The 16,722-nt window shown below is 56.9% G+C and carries 15 protein-coding genes; 3 read left to right on the plus strand and 12 right to left on the minus strand.

Annotation, left to right across the window (positions count from 1 at the left end):
• Positions 1 to 6 precede the first annotated feature (6 nt).
• The 3 genes from AC2FHX_RS11435 to AC2FHX_RS11445 are packed head-to-tail and all read right to left on the minus strand — an operon-like array spanning position 7 to position 2,404.
• Entirely contained in the window at positions 7 to 678 is a 672-nt protein-coding gene (locus AC2FHX_RS11435) for a CPBP family intramembrane glutamic endopeptidase (protein ID WP_496701520.1), read from the minus strand.
• Entirely contained in the window at positions 675 to 1,322 is a 648-nt protein-coding gene (locus tag AC2FHX_RS11440) for an aminotransferase class IV family protein (RefSeq protein WP_496701518.1), read from the minus strand. The genes AC2FHX_RS11435 and AC2FHX_RS11440 overlap by 4 nt, the downstream gene beginning before the upstream one ends.
• Positions 1,277 to 2,404 (minus strand): aminodeoxychorismate synthase component I, encoded by a 1,128-nt coding sequence (locus tag AC2FHX_RS11445; RefSeq protein WP_496701808.1) that lies wholly within the window; start codon positions 2,402 to 2,404, stop codon positions 1,277 to 1,279. The genes AC2FHX_RS11440 and AC2FHX_RS11445 overlap by 46 nt, the downstream gene beginning before the upstream one ends.
• Before the next feature lie 177 nt (positions 2,405 to 2,581).
• Here AC2FHX_RS11445 and carB point away from each other — a divergent pair, with 177 nt between their 5' ends.
• On the plus strand, positions 2,582 to 5,926 hold the full coding sequence (gene carB / locus AC2FHX_RS11450) for a carbamoyl-phosphate synthase large subunit (protein WP_496701517.1): 3,345 nt from the start codon (positions 2,582 to 2,584) through the stop codon (positions 5,924 to 5,926).
• 60 nt (positions 5,927 to 5,986) lie between these two features.
• Here carB and AC2FHX_RS11455 read toward each other — a convergent pair whose 3' ends face one another.
• Genes AC2FHX_RS11455 through AC2FHX_RS11465 form a run of 3 tightly spaced genes read right to left on the minus strand, consistent with a single transcriptional unit; the run spans position 5,987 to position 10,550 of the window.
• Entirely contained in the window at positions 5,987 to 9,037 is a 3,051-nt protein-coding gene (locus AC2FHX_RS11455; RefSeq protein WP_142636582.1) for an efflux RND transporter permease subunit, read from the minus strand.
• A gap of 11 nt (positions 9,038 to 9,048) precedes the next feature.
• Positions 9,049 to 10,086, minus strand: coding sequence for an efflux RND transporter periplasmic adaptor subunit (locus AC2FHX_RS11460; protein WP_271949243.1), 1,038 nt, complete (start codon positions 10,084 to 10,086; stop codon positions 9,049 to 9,051).
• Complete coding sequence (locus tag AC2FHX_RS11465; RefSeq protein WP_185956678.1) at positions 10,083 to 10,550, minus strand: MarR family winged helix-turn-helix transcriptional regulator; 468 nt, start codon at positions 10,548 to 10,550, stop codon at positions 10,083 to 10,085. The genes AC2FHX_RS11460 and AC2FHX_RS11465 overlap by 4 nt, the downstream gene beginning before the upstream one ends.
• Positions 10,551 to 10,716: 166 nt before the next feature.
• Between AC2FHX_RS11465 and AC2FHX_RS11470 the strand changes: the two genes are divergently transcribed.
• The gene (locus AC2FHX_RS11470; protein WP_496701514.1) at positions 10,717 to 11,841 is read left to right on the plus strand and encodes a beta-ketoacyl-ACP synthase III; all 1,125 of its coding nucleotides are present in this window, start codon (positions 10,717 to 10,719) and stop codon (positions 11,839 to 11,841) included.
• A gap of 220 nt (positions 11,842 to 12,061) precedes the next feature.
• Here the strand turns inward: AC2FHX_RS11470 and AC2FHX_RS11475 are convergent, their stop codons facing one another.
• A complete protein-coding gene (locus AC2FHX_RS11475; RefSeq protein WP_142636888.1) occupies positions 12,062 to 12,523 on the minus strand; it encodes a hypothetical protein in 462 nt (153 codons plus the stop codon).
• A gap of 353 nt (positions 12,524 to 12,876) precedes the next feature.
• Here AC2FHX_RS11475 and AC2FHX_RS11480 point away from each other — a divergent pair, with 353 nt between their 5' ends.
• Positions 12,877 to 13,455: a thymidine kinase gene (locus AC2FHX_RS11480; RefSeq protein WP_142636576.1), complete on the plus strand. Its 579-nt coding sequence runs from the start codon at positions 12,877 to 12,879 to the stop codon at positions 13,453 to 13,455.
• On the opposite strand, the gene AC2FHX_RS11485 is transcribed toward AC2FHX_RS11480, so the two are convergent.
• The 5 genes from AC2FHX_RS11485 to AC2FHX_RS11505 all read right to left on the minus strand — a co-directional run bounded on the left by AC2FHX_RS11485 (position 13,452) and on the right by AC2FHX_RS11505 (position 16,642).
• On the minus strand, positions 13,452 to 14,402 hold the full coding sequence (locus AC2FHX_RS11485) for a 2-hydroxyacid dehydrogenase (RefSeq protein WP_496701512.1): 951 nt from the start codon (positions 14,400 to 14,402) through the stop codon (positions 13,452 to 13,454). The two genes, AC2FHX_RS11480 and AC2FHX_RS11485, sit on opposite strands and share 4 nt — an antisense overlap.
• Positions 14,402 to 14,740 (minus strand): tRNA-binding protein, encoded by a 339-nt coding sequence (locus AC2FHX_RS11490; protein ID WP_496701511.1) that lies wholly within the window; start codon positions 14,738 to 14,740, stop codon positions 14,402 to 14,404. The genes AC2FHX_RS11485 and AC2FHX_RS11490 overlap by 1 nt, the downstream gene beginning before the upstream one ends.
• Positions 14,733 to 15,548, minus strand: a complete 816-nt coding sequence (gene proC, locus AC2FHX_RS11495) for a pyrroline-5-carboxylate reductase (RefSeq protein ID WP_496701509.1) — start codon at positions 15,546 to 15,548, stop codon at positions 14,733 to 14,735. The genes AC2FHX_RS11490 and proC overlap by 8 nt, the downstream gene beginning before the upstream one ends.
• A gap of 36 nt (positions 15,549 to 15,584) precedes the next feature.
• Positions 15,585 to 16,085, minus strand: a complete 501-nt coding sequence (locus AC2FHX_RS11500) for a type III secretion system chaperone family protein (protein WP_142636568.1) — start codon at positions 16,083 to 16,085, stop codon at positions 15,585 to 15,587.
• Positions 16,086 to 16,393: 308 nt separating this feature from the next.
• Positions 16,394 to 16,642 carry an accessory factor UbiK family protein gene (locus AC2FHX_RS11505; protein ID WP_142636566.1) on the minus strand — a complete coding sequence of 83 codons (249 nt, stop codon included), beginning with the start codon at positions 16,640 to 16,642 and terminating at the stop codon, positions 16,394 to 16,396.
• Between the last annotated feature and the right edge of the window lie 80 nt (positions 16,643 to 16,722).

Raw genomic sequence — 16,722 nt, forward strand, 5'->3', positions numbered from 1 at the left:
GCACCGTCAAAACGGCCTTTGCACGTTGCCTGAGTAGAAATAGATGCCCAGACCCACCGCAAAGATGATGTTCCCCGCGATGGCATGCAGCAGAACCGCATAGAAAAACGATCCGCGTTTGCGATAGGCCCAGGTAAACAGCAACCCTCCGGCAAATGTCATCAGAGCTACGATCCAGCTCCAATACATCAAATGCGCAAGCGAGAAGAGCGATGCATTCAGCAGATAAGCTGTGCGTCCATTGGGCAGGATTGCGTGGTAGCGACGAAAGAACAGCGACCGGAACAGCAGCTCTTGCGGCAGGGCGGAAACGAATGGGTAAAACACCCAAATCATCGCTAGCAGCTCGGGTTGGTTGTGCAACAGGAAAAAGGCATCTTCGGGACGGGTCAGTCGTACTAGCGCAACACAAAACAGGGTCATTCCCACAGCAAAGCCGGCGACTTCGGGCCAGGACCAGTTGCGCCAGTTATATCGCAATTCAGCCCAAGCAAATCCGTGCGTGAAATGCAACAACACGATCCCGATGGCCGTAAAGGTAAACAGCGATGGAAACATCCAGTTAGGCGGGAAAAGTACGGCGATCAGCACAGGTATGGCGATGAAGAACAAACCGAATTCCAGTCGCAACCAACGGGAAGGTGCTGCGGCTTCAGCCCAATCGGTTTGCTTGTTCACAGTACCGCCAATTCCGCCCAGATCAGGCCTCGCAAGGAATTGCCCATCCAGAACCTTTCCGCGCTTTGCAGGTCGGTCATGGTCAGCACCGCCTCGCTGACTTTATTATTTTCCAGCAAGTCTTCGCGCAAGATCCCGGGAAGCAAGCCGGAGGACAAGGGCGGCGTCAGGCAACGACCATCGGGCATGTCCAGAAAGATGTTAGTGATGGTGCCCTCGCACACTTCGTCACGCTCATTCAGAAACAGCCACTCATCTACGCGCTCGGGCAGTGCCGCCCGGGCCCGGTCATAAACATCGCGCTGCGTCGTCTTGTGCTGCAACCAGATATCAGAGGCGGCAAGCCTCGTATTGGAAACTGCGACCCGCCAGACGGACGGGTTATCCGCCAGTGCACCAGTTGTCACGCCAAACCCGCCACTGATGTCCATCGTCAATCGACAGCGCAACGAGATTGAACCCGCAACTTGGTCAAGCGTTGCAATCGCGCGCCCTGCATCGAAAGGAAGCCCCAATGCCCGTGCCGAACGCTCCATCCGGGCTAGGTGTTTTCCAACACGCACAAACCCGCTCTCTGGCCGGAATGCCAGCGTTTCGATCAGACGGAAGTCAGGGTCAGCTGGTGGGCGAAACGTGCCTTCCATAGCGCTTCCTCATATTCGGATGGGGCAGTGCTGTCCCAAACGACGCCCCCACCCACATTCAGCGTGGCCTTGTTGCCGTCGACCATCAGCGTGCGAATAGCCACGTTGAACTCGGATCGCCCGTCTGGCGCGGCCCAGCCGATAGCACCACAATAGATATCGCGTGGCCAGGGTTCGAGATCGGTCAAAATCTCCATCGCGCGAATTTTGGGCGCGCCTGTGATCGAGCCGCAGGGAAATAACGCGTTTAGAATATCGGAAAGTTCAGCCCCAAGATGCAGCTGCGCCTGCACCAGCGAGATCATCTGATGCACGGTTGCATATGTTTCGACCTTGAATAGCTCGGGTACCTTCACGGACCCCGGCAGCGCAACCCGGCTGATGTCATTGCGCAGAAGGTCAACGATCATTAGGTTTTCAGCGCGGTTCTTCTCGTCTCTCGACAAGAAATCGCGGCGGCGCGCGTCCTCGGCCATGTCTTCGCTGCGGGGTTGTGTGCCCTTCATCGGGCGGGTTTCGATCGTCCGATCTGCACCGGTGCGAAAGAACAACTCTGGCGAGCGGCTGAGCAAATCGGGCAAATCATCCTGCTGAACCAGCGCTCCGTGACCGACCGGCTGGCCCACAGCCAACGCCGCATAAAGCGCGGCGCTATCCCCTTGCAATGTCAGGTCAATGGGGAACGTCAGGTTGGCCTGATAGATATCCCCTGCCCCGATCGCATCGTGGACCAGCTGAAAGGCGCGTGCATATCTTGCCTCGTCCCAGCGCGGTGTGAATTCGGCAACACCGCCTAGGGGTGCGGGCAGATCGCACTGGCCTGGCGCATCATAGGCGCCGAAACACAGCAGTGGCAGGCGGCGGTCAGTAGGCATCCGGACCAACAGGCGGGGTTCCAACGCATATCCAAGCTCATAGCTTGCATAACCGGCCAGCCAGGCCCCATCCGCGCGTGCCTCATCCAGCGCCGCCAAAGCCTGTGGCACGTCTTCCGCTTTGTCTGCGCGGATCACCCGGTCTGGCCGTTCGAAATAAGTTCCCGATCCGGCCGGCCCCTGATCAAAACGAATACGCACGTGCATCCTCATTTGTCGTGCTGCGCGGTATAGACAATACGGCGGTAAGGGAAAGAGGGGAAAGCGGCAATTTCGCCCCTGTTTCCGATACCTCTTGAACCTTTTGGCGCGGTCCCTATAACGCAGAACAATTTGGGCACGCGGGCGGTGCCCTGACTCGCAGTTAACCGAAGGAAACAGGCTATGCCGAGAAGAACCGACATCCAGTCGATCATGATCATCGGGGCGGGCCCCATTGTCATCGGTCAGGCCTGCGAATTCGACTATTCAGGCGCACAGGCCTGTAAAGCCCTGCGCGAAGAAGGATACCGGGTCATTCTGGTAAACTCAAACCCAGCTACAATCATGACCGATCCCGGTCTGGCCGATGCCACTTATATCGAGCCGATCACGCCCGAAGTTGTCGCCAAGATCATCGAGAAAGAACGCCCCGACGCCTTGTTGCCCACAATGGGTGGGCAGACCGGACTGAACACCTCACTTGCACTGGAAGAGATGGGCGTACTGGACGAGTTCGGTGTCGAGATGATCGGTGCGACCCGCGACGCCATCGAAATGGCCGAAGACCGCAAACTATTCCGCGAAGCGATGGATCGGCTTGGCATCGAAAACCCCAAGGCCACCATCGTTACCGCCCCCAAGCGCGACGACGGCTCCACCGATCTTGATGCTGGCGTCCAGATTGCCTTGGGCGATCTGGAAGACATCGGCCTGCCTGCCATCATTCGCCCCGCCTTTACCATGGGCGGCACCGGCGGTGGTGTGGCTTATAACCGCGAGGATTATATTCACTTCTGCCGCTCGGGCATGGATGCCTCGCCGGTAAACCAAATCCTCGTCGATGAGAGCCTGCTGGGTTGGAAAGAGTATGAGATGGAGGTGGTACGCGACACGGCCGACAACGCCATCATCGTCTGTTCCATTGAGAATATCGACCCGATGGGTGTGCATACCGGCGACTCGATCACTGTGGCCCCTGCCCTGACACTGACCGACAAAGAATACCAGATCATGCGCAACGGCTCCATCGCCGTTCTGCGCGAGATTGGGGTCGAGACTGGCGGTTCGAACGTACAATGGGCGATCAACCCCGAAGACGGCCGAATGGTCGTGATCGAGATGAACCCCCGCGTGTCGCGTTCGTCCGCGCTGGCGTCCAAGGCGACCGGGTTCCCGATTGCGAAGATCGCGGCCAAGCTGGCTGTTGGCTATACGCTGGACGAGCTGGACAATGACATCACCAAGGTCACGCCCGCCTCCTTCGAGCCAACCATCGACTATGTCGTGACAAAAATTCCGAAATTTGCGTTCGAAAAGTTCCCCGGCTCTGAACCTTACCTGACCACGGCGATGAAATCGGTGGGTGAGGCCATGTCCATTGGCCGCACGATCCACGAATCGATGCAAAAGGCGCTGGCCTCGATGGAATCCGGCCTGACTGGCTTTGATGAAGTAGAAATCCCCGGCCTGAACGTTGGTGTCTGGGACGAGGTCAGTGACAAAGTCGCGGTGATCAAAGCGATCAGCAAGCAAACCCCCGACCGTCTGCGCACCATCGCGCAGGCCATGCGTCACGGTTTGACCGATGATGAGATATTTGGGGTCACCAAATTTGACCCTTGGTTCCTGGCCCGCATCCGCGAGATCATCGAGGCCGAGCGTCAGTTGCGCAAAGACGGCCTGCCGGTGACCGAAGAAGGCATCCGCAGGCTGAAAATGCTTGGCTTTACCGATGCGCGCCTGGGCAACCTGACAGGCCGTGACGAAGGCAATGTACGCCGCGCCCGCCGCAATCTGGGTGTTAACGCAGTATTCAAGCGCATCGACACTTGCGCTGCCGAGTTTGAGGCGCAGACGCCCTATATGTACTCGACCTACGAAGCCCCTATGATGGGTGATGTTGAGTGCGAGGCGCGCCCGAGTGACCGCAAGAAGGTTGTTATCCTGGGCGGCGGCCCCAACCGGATCGGTCAGGGGATCGAATTCGATTATTGCTGTTGTCACGCCTGCTTCGCACTGACCGATGCGGGCTATGAGACCATCATGATCAACTGTAACCCCGAAACGGTTTCAACCGATTATGACACCTCGGACCGGTTGTACTTTGAACCGCTGACATTCGAACACGTCATGGAAATCCTGACGAAAGAACAGGAAAACGGCACTCTGCACGGTGTGATCGTTCAGTTCGGCGGGCAGACCCCGTTGAAACTGGCCAATGCGCTGGAAGAAGAAGGCATTCCGATCCTCGGCACCACGCCCGACGCCATCGACCTGGCCGAAGACCGCGAGCGGTTCCAGGCGCTTGTCAATGATCTGGGCCTGAAACAGCCCAATAACGGCATCGCATCGACCGACGAGCAAGCGCTGAAAATCGCCGAGGATATCGGCTTTCCGCTGGTGATCCGTCCCTCCTATGTTCTGGGTGGCCGCGCGATGGAAATCGTGCGCGATATGGACCAGCTGCGGCGCTATATCAACGAGGCCGTGGTGGTCTCGGGCGACAGCCCTGTGCTGCTAGACAGCTATCTGGCGGGCGCGGTTGAACTGGATGTCGACGCGCTGTGCGACGGCACGGATGTTCATGTCGCAGGCATCATGCAGCATATCGAAGAGGCCGGCGTGCACTCGGGCGATAGCGCCTGTTCGCTGCCACCTTACTCGCTGTCGAAAGAAGTGATTGGCCGGGTCAAAGAGCAGACCTTCAAGCTGGCCAAGGCGCTGAACGTTGTCGGCTTGATGAACATTCAATTCGCGATCAAGGATGATGATATCTACCTGATCGAGGTCAACCCGCGCGCCTCGCGTACCGTGCCCTTCGTGGCCAAAGCGACGGACAGCGCCATCGCCTCAATCGCCGCGCGTGTGATGGCGGGCGAGAAGCTGGCGGATTTCCCACTGCGCCCTGCATACAAAACCGTGGACGATACCAAGATCGCCGACCAGATGACGCTGGCCGATCCGGATATGCCGTGGTTCTCGGTGAAAGAGGCAGTGCTGCCCTTCGCCCGGTTCCCCGGCGTCGACACTATTCTGGGGCCTGAGATGCGCTCGACCGGAGAAGTCATGGGCTGGGACCGCGACTTCCCCCGTGCCTTCCTCAAAGCACAGATGGGTGCGGGCATGGTTCTGCCATCCTCGGGTCGTGCGTTTATCTCGATCAAGGATGCCGACAAGACCCCGGCCATGCTTGAGGCCGCACAGGTTCTGGCCGCGCAGGGCTTTGCCCTTGTCGCCACCCGCGGAACGCAAAGCTGGCTGGCCGAGCACGGTATTGCCTGTGATCTGGTCAACAAGGTCTACGAAGGTCGCCCCGACGTCGCTGACATGCTTAAAGATGGTCAGGTACAGTTGGTGATGAATACCACCGAAGGTGCACAGGCGGTCGAGGACAGCAAGGCCATCCGATCCATCGCGCTTTATGACAAGATCCCATATTTCACCACCGCCGCCGCCAGCCACGCTGCCGCGTTGGCGATAAAGGCGCAGGCCGAAGGTGATGTCGAGGTCAGGTCCCTGCAAGGCTGACCTTCCCCCCACTACACCAGAATAAAGCAAAACCCCCGGTCCATGACCGGGGGTTTTCATTTAGACAACCGGCTGCGGTGGTTTCTTGCGCCGTTCCTCCGGCAGGAAGAACACCATGTAGAACACGGGGGCCGCCACCATGGTAAGGACCGTGGCAAAGGCCAGACCTCCCATGATGGTCACCGCCATCGACCTGAAGAACGCATCCGTCAACAACGGAGCCATACCCAAAATCGTCGTGATTGCGGCCAGCATCACGGGGCGCAAACGCGAGACCGAAGCCTCTATGATCGATTCACGCAACCCCTGCCCGGTTGCACGTACCAAGTCGATCTCTTCGACCAAAACGATACCGTTCTTGATCAGCATCCCCGATAGGCTAAGCAGTCCCAGTAGCGCCGTAAATGTGAACGGCAGACCCGTTCCCAGCAGACCGATCACCACTCCGTTTACCGACATCGGTACCAACAGCCAGATAATGATCGGCTGACGAATGGCGTTGAATATCAGCACCGAAATCAGAACCATGATCAACAGGCTCAACGGCAACTGACGACCCAGGCTTTTATTTGCATCGCCAGCATTCTCGAACTCTCCACCCCATTCCAGTCGATAGCCCGCTGGCAGCTCCATGCTTTCAATAGCTGTGCGGACTTCGGAATGAACCTGCGCAGCTGTCAAATCCGGCGGGATGTCGGCCCCTACCGTAATGGTCAGCACACGATCCCGGCGGTGAACCAGCGTATTGAGTGCCTTATATTCGAACCTGTCGACCATCTGCTCGATCGGCACGAATTTCTGCGACTGGTCCGAGAATACAACCTGATCCACGATCGAATAATCCCCGTCCACCGGGCGGCGCAAGATGATCGGAATCAGACGGTCGCGCTCGCGGAACACACCACCGGTGATCCCATCGGTCGAGAATTGCAGAGTCGCCGCGATATCTTCGCGCGACACCCCTGCGGTCTGCGCCCGTTCGGTCGCATAAATTGGCTGGACAGCCAGCCCTTGTTCGCGCCAGTCGTGATAGACGTTCAGCGCATTGGGCGAGGCCGCGCGCATCGTCTGCACAGCCTCATTCGCAAGTTGCCGAAGCACCGCCGGATCGCTTCCCGAGAAACGGGCCTGAATTGGATCACCGCCGCCAGGACCAAAGACCAGCCGCTTGGTGCGGAACTTGCCTTCGGGGAACTGCGCCGAGCCAAACGCCTCGAGATCCGCCCGCAAAGCCGGAATGTCATCCAATGTTTCCGTCCGGATGATCATGTGACCGTAGCTGGGGTTCGGTTTTTCCGAAGAGTAGGTCAACAAAAAACGAGTTGCTCCTTGCCCAACAAATGTCGTGACAGATACCACATCGTCCCGATCCGCCAGCCAGTTTTCGAAAACAGCCATATCCTCGGCGGTGCGCGCAATGGGTGTGCCCTGCGGCAGGTTGTAATGCACGAAAAACAGCGGTGTATTCGAGTCTGGAAAGAACTGTTGTTTGACCAAACCAAATCCTGCGAAACAGACCACGGTAATGCCCACCAGCATTGCAATCACCATCCAACGGAACCGCAGCGCCCAGTTTAGGATCGCGCCATAAACACGGAACATGATCCCGCCATAGGCATCAATTTCACCTTCTTTGCCCTGCTTGAAGAAATAGTGCCCAAGCATCGGAGTCACCGTCAGCGCCAGGGTCCAGCTCAGCAGCAGCGATATCCCGATAACAGCAAATAGCGAAAACAAGAACTCGCCCGTCGCATCAGGGCTAAGACCAATCCCGGCAAAAGCCATGATGCCAATCACCGTTGCTCCCAACAGCGGAATTTGCGTTTTGGCCGCAGCCTCATCCGCCGCATCACGCGAATTCTTGCCGCGCAGCATTGCAATCTGCATTCCTTCGGCCACCACAATGGCGTTGTCCACCAACATACCCATCGCGATGATCAAAGCGCCCAACGAAATTCGTTCCATCTCGATCGAGAACAATGCCATGAACAACAACGTGCCAACCACGGTCAGCAACAGAGTTGTTCCCACAACCACAGCCGCGCGCCAACCCATGAACAGGGCCAAAACCGCAACAACAATAGAGACCGACAGCGCGAGGTTCACCAGAAAGTCGTTCGATGCCTGCTCAACAACGACGTGCTGCTGGTAAATCGGCAGGATCTCGACACCATAGGGGATCTGAGAATCCAACTCGGCAAATTTCGCGTCAGCACGCTTGCCGACCTCAACGATATTATCAGTCGAAAGCCCAGCGATACCCAGAGTGAAAGCTTCGGTCCCGTTGAACCGGATGATGACATTAGGATCGGTTAGGCGACCACGATGTACATTCGACATATCGAACAGGTTGATAACCTGGCCCTGCGATCCAACAGAAAGGCCAGCAATGGCGGAAACCGTATCGGATCCTTCGGCGGTTAATATCGCGGTCCGGCCATCTTCTGATCGCAATGACCCCGACGAGTTTACCGAGTCCGCATTTGTAATCGCGTCGGTAAGCGCCTGCAGAGGCACGTTTTGGTTCACCGAAATAGACAGGTCGGGTTCGATAAAGATCGCCTCTTGCGGCAGGCCCATCACCTCGACATCCGCGACACCGTCAACCGTCAGTAGTTCGCGCCGAAGAAATGTGGAAAGCTCATGTTTTTCAGCGTCCGAGAAGCCCTCGGCCGTGACCGCATAAAACAAGCCAAACACATCGCCAAACCCGTCATTGACCAGCGGATCACCCACCCCGGATGGCAGCTCCCGTGAGGCGTCACGGACCTTGGCGCGCAATTTGGTCCAGATCTCCGGCAGCTCGGTCCCATCATAGGCTGAGTTAATCTCGACCTCGATCAGCGAAAAACCGGGCTGGTTCATTGATGTGATTGTCTTGACCTCGCCCATCTGCTGGATGGCGGATTCCAGTGGCTCTGAAACCTCCAGCGCCACTTGTTCAGCCGTTGCCCCCGGATATTGGGTAGCGATGACGGCGTTTTTGATTGTGAAGGCTGGATCTTCCAGACGGCCAAGCGACAGAAATCCCCAGATACCGCCGAACAAGGCGATCAGGATGACCAGCCATGTATAGATAGGGCGATCAATGGATGCGCGTGCGATGTTCATCAATCCGCCCCTTAGTTGGCAAGACCGGTAAAGCGGCGCACCACCTGACCGTCAATCAAAACGTCGCCGCCGGCGACAACGATTTCTTCCCCGTCACTTAGGCCGTCCAGTACGTTGACATCACCGGTTTCCGTGGGCTCGATGGTAACGGGGACGCGGCGCAGTGTCCCTTGGTCAGCCCCAGTCGGAGAAAACACCATTACGCCCAGCGCCCCTTCGACATCGGCCACAATGGCTGTAGGCGGAACAAAGATTCCCCGTTTCTGGTCCTTGACCCGAACGGTCACAGTAGCCGACGAACCAGGCAGAATTTGCAGCCCTTCAGGCGGTGTCAGGCCAAATTGGATGCGGAAGGTTTGACCGACGCTTGAAGATTCAGCATCGAATTCGCGGATCTGAAGCGGGAAGACTTCGTCGCTCACCGGAAATTTCGCGGTGATGGTGATGTCATCCTGCTGGCCCGACCGTTGAAACAAAATTTCGGGTACGTCGACCTCAATCCGAAGTTCGGACATATCATGGATACGCACGATCGGGGTACCTGCGGAAACAGTGGTAAAGGCCTCGACCGCCCGGCTGGACACCAGCGCGTTAAACGGTGCCGTCAATGTCGCCTGTTCCAGGTCGTAAAGCGCGTCACGCACAGCGATATCAGCCAGTTGCGCCGCAGTCTCAGAGTCGTCCACAGCCACTTGGCTGGCCGCAGTTCCCCGCAGCCGAGACAGGCGGGCCAGGGTCCGATCCGCCTGATCTTTTTGCAGAACGGCACGATCATAGCGGCGCTGGAACGGCTCACGATCCAGCTCGGCGATCAGCTCACCCTTGGGGATGACAAATCCTTCAGCCACTGGCATTTCAACAATCTGTCCAGCCACCTGAAAGGCCAGATCAACCGTTTGCCGCGCAGCGACGCGACCAAAGAACTGACGTGTGAACCCAGGCGTGGTTTCCTTTACCACCATCAGCTTTACCGGCTTGGCAGCTTCTTCAGCCATGATTGAGCTGGAGAGAAAGATCAGGGCCACGCCCAAAGCAGAGATCAGTTTCATTTCTTCAGTCCCTCGGGAATTCCAGTTTTCAGTATGTTTTCCCGGATCTTCCGGGCCAGTCTTGCGAATTCTGCGGTTTCATCTTTGTTCAGTCCGGACGCGCGCTGAAACAGGGCGCCTGCTTGGGCTACAAGCATCTGGCGTGTTTCTGTGCCTTTTTCGGTCAAAACCAAAAGCCATGCACGGCGATCCTCTGGATCGCGTTCGCGTCTCAGATAGCCCGCTTTTTCCAAGGCATCGGCGGTCGACGTGATTGTCGAAGGAACTGACAGCATGTCAGCCGCTAAAACGCCCATGCGCCTGGGCTGATCCAATTTGATCACCATATGGCATTCCTGATGGCTCAGTTCTATTTCGATGGCATCGAAGCTCTCCTCGAGCTTCCAATAGAGCGCATACACACCCATCATCGCCTGCATCTCGGGGCTTAAGCGATGCAACAGAGTGTTATGATCATGGGCCATGGGTTGATTCCTTGCAGAATTTGACGCGTATATACTTCGAAAAACGAACTATTCAAGAACTGAAGCTCAATTTCCAACCAAGCTTAACATTCCCTCGGGTCAATCTCTCTTGAACAATACCAATCATAACGGCATTTTGGGTGAATCCAGAAATCCAGGACGCAACATGTATACGCCAGCAATCACCGGCTCGGGTGTTTTCACGCCAGATAATGTCATTACGAATGCCGAGCTCGTTTCGGCCTTCAATGCATATGCCGACAGGATGAACACCCAGAACGCAGAGGCGATTGCCGCTGGTGACGTTGAGCCGATGCAGCATTCGTCTGAAGAGTTCATTCTGAAGGCCTCCGGAATCGAGAACCGCTATGTGATGGACAAAGCGGGGGTTCTGGATCCCGACGTGATGCACCCGCTGTTTCGTCAGCGCTCTGACGATGAACCTGGCATCATGACCGAAATGGCCGTTGACGCCTGCAAGAAAGCACTGGCACAGGCTGGGCGCAACGGGGACGATGTTGATCTGGTAATCTGCGCGGCTTCGAACCATGAACGGGCTTATCCTGCAATCGCGATCGAGATCCAGCAGGCGCTGGGATGCAAAGGGTTCGGATTCGATATGAACGTTGCCTGTTCTTCGGCCACGTTCGGCATTCAGGCGGCGGCGGATATGGTCAGGTCCGGGTCGGTCAAATGTGCGCTTGTGGTAAACCCCGAGATTTGCACGGGCCACCTGGAATGGCGTGACCGTGATTGCCACTTTATTTTTGGTGACGTGGCAACGGCCACCTTGATTGAACGGATCGAGGATGCGACCGGACCGCATTTCGAGATTTTGTCGACCAGCTGCGCCACGGATTTTTCCAACAACATCCGAAACAATAATGGCTTCCTGCGTCGCACTCGGCCAGAGGGATTGACCGACCGCCGCGATATGCAGTTCATGCAAAACGGCCGTAAAGTGTTCAAAGAGGTTCTTCCAATGGTCAGCAAGCACATTGCCGATCACATGGACGCCGAAGGGATCAGCAACGCCGATCTCAAACGTCTTTGGCTGCATCAGGCGAACAAAACGATGAATGATTTCATCGGTAAAAAAGTCATGGGCCGCGAGCCCGCCCCCGGAGAGCAGCCAAACATCCTGCAAGACTATGCGAACACGTCCTCGGCAGGGTCGATCATCGCATTTTCGAAATACTCGGACGATTTCACCGATGGCGAGATCGGCCTTATCTGTTCCTTCGGAGCAGGGTATTCCGTGGGTTCGGTAATCGTGAAACGGCACGGTTAAGACAACACTCCGCGCAACTACAAATTCGTACAAGAAAACCGGGCTCATTCTACCCGGCTTGGTTGTTTGATCCTTGTTTCAGCACTGGCATCACCCCGTCCGGCGGCAAGCGGCAAAAGCCCCAGCATGCGAGCGTTCAGATCGGGTCAAGCTTGACCTAGCATGTCATGAGTATCGGTACGCACACCAAACTGGATCAAGACACGCAGCTTCCCTTGCCTCAGCTCACGCTTTCTTCTTCCAGGTGCAGCTTCATCTCGATCAGAACATGCTGCAGCAGGCTGGTTTCCTTCAACAGGCGTTTGGCCTCGTTCACCGTGATGATACCGTCTTCGATAGCAGACTGGTATTCGGTCATAAGCATGGCAAAGCGTTGGCTCAACGCGATGACATCCGAATTAACACCTCCGGTGCGAGGAGCGTCCGTGTTGCGGCCATCATATGACAGCGTAATGTTCTTGAGGTCGGCCAAAGCCGACGTCACATGCGGAAAGTTGGCCACCGCTTCAAGGCGTGCAACTGCATCAACCGGCATGAACCGATCAGCATGCTCTGCGTTATCTGAATAATATCGGCCAAGCGTGGCTTTGGATTTACCCGTGATCTCGCACGCGGACTCAATTCCAACGTCCTTGACCAACGCTTCGGTGTGCTTTTTGAGATAGGCCCCGATATCTGCCATGTTTTTACCTTTGCTACCTGCCTTCCCCACTACATCTGCCATTGCGGGGGAAAGGGAAATGAAATTTCCCATACCTGAGTCATAATTGAAATGCGATATGTTGGCTATCCCTCAGATATGCGAGGGTTTTGTGAGTGAGTGGCGGCAATAATGCCGGTAGCGAGTGATAGCGGGGCACATATTAGCCCCGCTTCGTTTAGGCCGCTTATAGGCCGAAGGCGTCGCTGTTGTGAGTGCAGGGGCTCCATCCCCAAAGAGCGTGAGCTCATCCCCTAACTGGACAACGGCGGCGTCGCTCATTTCGCCACATGAGATGGCTTGCCCAGGCGGGGCTGGCGAATTAGACCCGAGCCATGGCAAAACTTTACTTCAACTACTCGACTATGAACGCGGGCAAATCGACCGTGTTGCTGCAAGCCTCGCATAACTATCGCGAGCGCGGCATGGATACTTACCTGATGACGGCTGCATTGGATGGGCGCGCCGGTGCTGGGAAAATTGCCTCGCGGATTGGGATATCATCCGAGGCTGATACTTTTGACACCGATGATGATGTTTTCGCCATGATCGAAGCCCGTCTGGCGCAAGGCAAAATTGCATGTGTCTTTATCGACGAAGCCCAGTTCCTGACCGAAGATCAGGTCTGGCAACTGGCCCGCGCCGTAGATGACCTGAACGTGCCGGTGCTGGCCTATGGGTTGCGGGTCGATTTTCAGGGCCGGCTGTTTCCCGGGTCGGCCGCCTTGCTGGCGCTGGCGGATGAGATGCGTGAGGTTCGCACGATCTGCGAATGCGGCCGCAAGGCAACAATGGTGATTCGTCAGGACGAGAATGGAAATCCCATCACCCAAGGTGCTCAGGTCCAAATTGGTGGCAACGAAACCTATGTCTCGCTGTGCCGCAGGCATTGGCGCGAGGCCGTGGGCACCTAAACCGGATTTGGCAGCGGGCGCCCCTGAACAAAGGCCGCAACATTATCTAGCGCCATGTGCCCCATAGCGCTGCGGACCTCCTCAGTCGCGGTACCCAGGTGGGGCAACAGGGTCACGTTCTGCAAATCTATCAGAGCTTGCGGCACTGCGGGTTCGAATTCGTAGACATCCAGACCCGCACCCGCGATTTGCTTTTCTTGCAACGCCGAAATCAGGGCCGATTCATCCACTACCTCTCCCCGAGAAATATTGATCAGGATGGCAGCAGCGTTCATCGCCTGCAGCACCTGCGCATTGATCAGATGCCGGGTTTCGGCACCGCCCGGCACAGCCAGGATCAGGAAATCTACACCGGCAGCCAAAGCTTTGAGGTCTGGGACATAATCCGCCGGAAACTCTAGCTCCTTTGGGCTACGCGATTGATAGGCGACGTGCATACCAAACCCATAGTGGCAACGTCGCGCGATGGCTTGCCCAATGCGCCCCATGCCCACAATGCCGACCCGTTTGCCGGTCACGTGATGGCCCAACATCTGTGTCGGGTGCCAACCCTGCCAAAGGTTTGAACGTACCAGCCGTTCGCCTTCTCCGGCGCGGCGGGCCGTGGACAGCAGCAATGTCATGGCAATATCGGCCGTAGCGTCAGTGACAGCGCCAGGCGTATTGGTCACCGCGATTCCGGCCTGACGGGCCGCCTCCACATCTACGTGATTATACCCAACCCCAAAGTTTGCCAGCAGTTTGCACCGCGGTTCCAGCACCTCAGCAAATATCTGGGCCGAGAACAGGTCTCCCAAGGTCGGCACCACCACATCGAATTCGGACAGCGCATGCCCCATTTCCTTGGGTGACATCGGCAAGGTTTCACTGCGCATCTCTGCGTCGAACTCTGCGCGTGCACGTGCTGCGACAGAGGCGGTCATCGGTCGGGCAATGAACACACGCATCAGTGCATTCGCCCACCGGTTGGAACCTTGCCATCCGGCCCGATCAGGACGATCTCACCAGTCTCATCGGGCAATCCCAACACAAGCACTTCGGACATGAACTTGCCGATCTGGCGCGGAGGGAAATTTATCACCGCCATCACCTGCTTGCCCACCAATGAGGCGGGATCATAATGCGCAGTGATCTGGGCCGAGGTTTTCCGCTCGCCGATGTCTCGTCCAAAATCGATCCACATCTTGATCGCTGGCTTGCGCGCTTCGGGGAAGGGCTCGGCGCGGATAACCTCGCCGACGCGAATGTCGACCTTAAGAAAATCGTCGAATGTAATTTCACCCACGAGACAGCTCCTTGGACCGATCGGTTGCGGCTTTAACAGCGCGGTGCAGCAGGTCGGGAAAACCGAATTCGTCGTGCATCAGGACCTCAAGCGCGGCCTGCGTGGTTCCATTAGGCGAAGTGACATTGACGCGCAGTTGCGATGGGTCCTCGTCAGACGCCATGGCCAAGGCCCCTGCCCCGGCGACCGTGGACTTGGCCAACCTCATCGCCAGTTCATGTGGCAGGCCCTGAGCCTGACCCGCAGCAGCGAGCGTTTCTATAAGGTGGAATACATATGCAGGGCCGGACCCGCTCAGCCCGGTAACGGCATCAATCTGCGCCTCATCCTGCAATCTGACCGTCTCACCGACCGCAGATAGCAGGTTTTCGGCTAGGGCCAGATCCGCATCCGAAACAGCAGAATTTCCAATCAACGCTGTGATTCCCTGTCGGATCGCCGCCGGGGTGTTCGGCATGGCACGCACGATTGGTGTTTTCTGGCCCAACACCTCTTCGAATGTGGAGATTGAGGTGCCCGCCGCGACCGACACGAACAGGCTGCGCCCGCCGCCCAAGGCTGTAATTGCGGGCAGCGCATCGCCCATCATCTGCGGCTTTACCGCGACCAGCACAACTGCAGGCCCCTCGGGTAGCGGGGTATTGATGTTGACGCCCGACGATTTCAGCCAATCCGACGGGAAAGGGTCAATCACCCAGACTGACGAGGCAGGAAGGCCATGCTCTAACCACCCGGCAAGCATGGCCGATCCCATCTTGCCGCATCCCAAAAGCACCAGCCCCTGTTCGGCGACGCGTGACATGTCCATGATTGCCCCTCCGCTTATTTGGCTCGGGGCAAAGCTTTACGCGCGGCCGTAGGCCTCTGCAATGGCGACTTGCATCGCGTCTTCCGGGGTACGGTTGCCCCATGTGACCAGTTGGATCGCGGGATAATAACGCTCGGCGCTCAGGACCGCTGCGGTGATCATCGTATCAATCTGTTCCGGGCTGGCCATCTGACCACCCGCAAGAACCAGACCGTAGCGGTAAACCATCAGCTTCTGATTGGCCCAGTATGTGAAGGCCCCGGCCCAGCACTGATCGTTCATCTTGTTCAGCAGTTCATAAAGCTCGGTCTCGCGCGCCTCAGGTGGCTCCATCTCGAACGAGCACACCATACGCAGCGTTTCGTCATAATTCGACCAGGCCAGCGTAATCGAGTAGGTGCGCCACTGTCCTTCGACAGCCATTGCGATCTGATCATCCCCGATCCGATCAAAGTCCCAATCGTGATGTTCGGCAAGATGTTCAACAATGTCGATCGGATGAAGGTCTTCTTCAAGAAACTGCTCGGAAAGGGCCATAATGCCACCTCACTAATTTCTAGCATTTCGGGGCTGGCAGCGCCCCAGCGCTAGTTGCCTGCTCTACAAGCCGGGCTTCCCCCATAGGCCTGTACTAAATATGGTGCGCTGTGGGTGGTGGCCTGACAACCCCCATTTTTGGGGATAACAGCAATAAGTTGTGGATAGCTGGCAACGGGGATCAAAATATTGGCATCAGATGCAGCTTTGTCTTGATTAATTCCCGCAAGACGGCATGATGCACAACACCGCGCAACCCAGAACCGGATTGCGCGGCGTTTGTCTTTTTTCCAAAATTTCGCGGGGGATTATTCGCCCAGCTTGGCTTCCAACGCTGCAATGCGCGCCTCGAGCGCTGTGTTTTCCTCGCGCGCTTTCTGAGCCATGGCACGGACAGCGTCGAATTCTTCGCGTGTGACGAAATCGCGATCGGCCAGCCAACGGTCGATCATCGACTTCATGGCGTTCTCCGCCTCGTCCTTTGCGCCTTGGGCAACACCCATGGCGTTGGTCATGAGTTGGGAAACATCATCCAGAATCTTGTTGCGGGTTTGCATGGTTATCCTCCGATTTGGCGGTTGGTCTCTATATGGGGAATGATTGGCGCAGGCTCAAGGTTGACTTAACCCTCAAAGCC

The sequence above is a fragment of the Ruegeria sp. CDSC042 genome (genome assembly GCF_059610745.1).

What these genes read in the sequence shown, in the direction of transcription:
- AC2FHX_RS11440 (WP_496701518.1), bottom strand. Translation starts at nt 1,322, where the DNA reads ATGGAAGGCACGTTTCGCCCACCAGCTGACCCTGACTTCCGTCTGATC.
- AC2FHX_RS11445 (WP_496701808.1), bottom strand. Translation starts at nt 2,404, where the DNA reads ATGCACGTGCGTATTCGTTTTGATCAGGGGCCGGCCGGATCGGGAACT.
- carB (WP_496701517.1), top strand. Translation starts at nt 2,582, where the DNA reads ATGCCGAGAAGAACCGACATCCAGTCGATCATGATCATCGGGGCGGGC.
- AC2FHX_RS11455 (WP_142636582.1), bottom strand. Translation starts at nt 9,037, where the DNA reads ATGAACATCGCACGCGCATCCATTGATCGCCCTATCTATACATGGCTG.
- AC2FHX_RS11460 (WP_271949243.1), bottom strand. Translation starts at nt 10,086, where the DNA reads ATGAAACTGATCTCTGCTTTGGGCGTGGCCCTGATCTTTCTCTCCAGC.
- AC2FHX_RS11465 (WP_185956678.1), bottom strand. Translation starts at nt 10,550, where the DNA reads ATGGCCCATGATCATAACACTCTGTTGCATCGCTTAAGCCCCGAGATG.
- AC2FHX_RS11470 (WP_496701514.1), top strand. Translation starts at nt 10,717, where the DNA reads ATGTATACGCCAGCAATCACCGGCTCGGGTGTTTTCACGCCAGATAAT.
- AC2FHX_RS11475 (WP_142636888.1), bottom strand. Translation starts at nt 12,523, where the DNA reads ATGGCAGATATCGGGGCCTATCTCAAAAAGCACACCGAAGCGTTGGTC.
- AC2FHX_RS11480 (WP_142636576.1), top strand. Translation starts at nt 12,877, where the DNA reads ATGGCAAAACTTTACTTCAACTACTCGACTATGAACGCGGGCAAATCG.
- AC2FHX_RS11485 (WP_496701512.1), bottom strand. Translation starts at nt 14,402, where the DNA reads ATGCGTGTGTTCATTGCCCGACCGATGACCGCCTCTGTCGCAGCACGT.
- proC (WP_496701509.1), bottom strand. Translation starts at nt 15,548, where the DNA reads ATGGACATGTCACGCGTCGCCGAACAGGGGCTGGTGCTTTTGGGATGC.
- AC2FHX_RS11500 (WP_142636568.1), bottom strand. Translation starts at nt 16,085, where the DNA reads ATGGCCCTTTCCGAGCAGTTTCTTGAAGAAGACCTTCATCCGATCGAC.
- AC2FHX_RS11505 (WP_142636566.1), bottom strand. Translation starts at nt 16,642, where the DNA reads ATGCAAACCCGCAACAAGATTCTGGATGATGTTTCCCAACTCATGACC.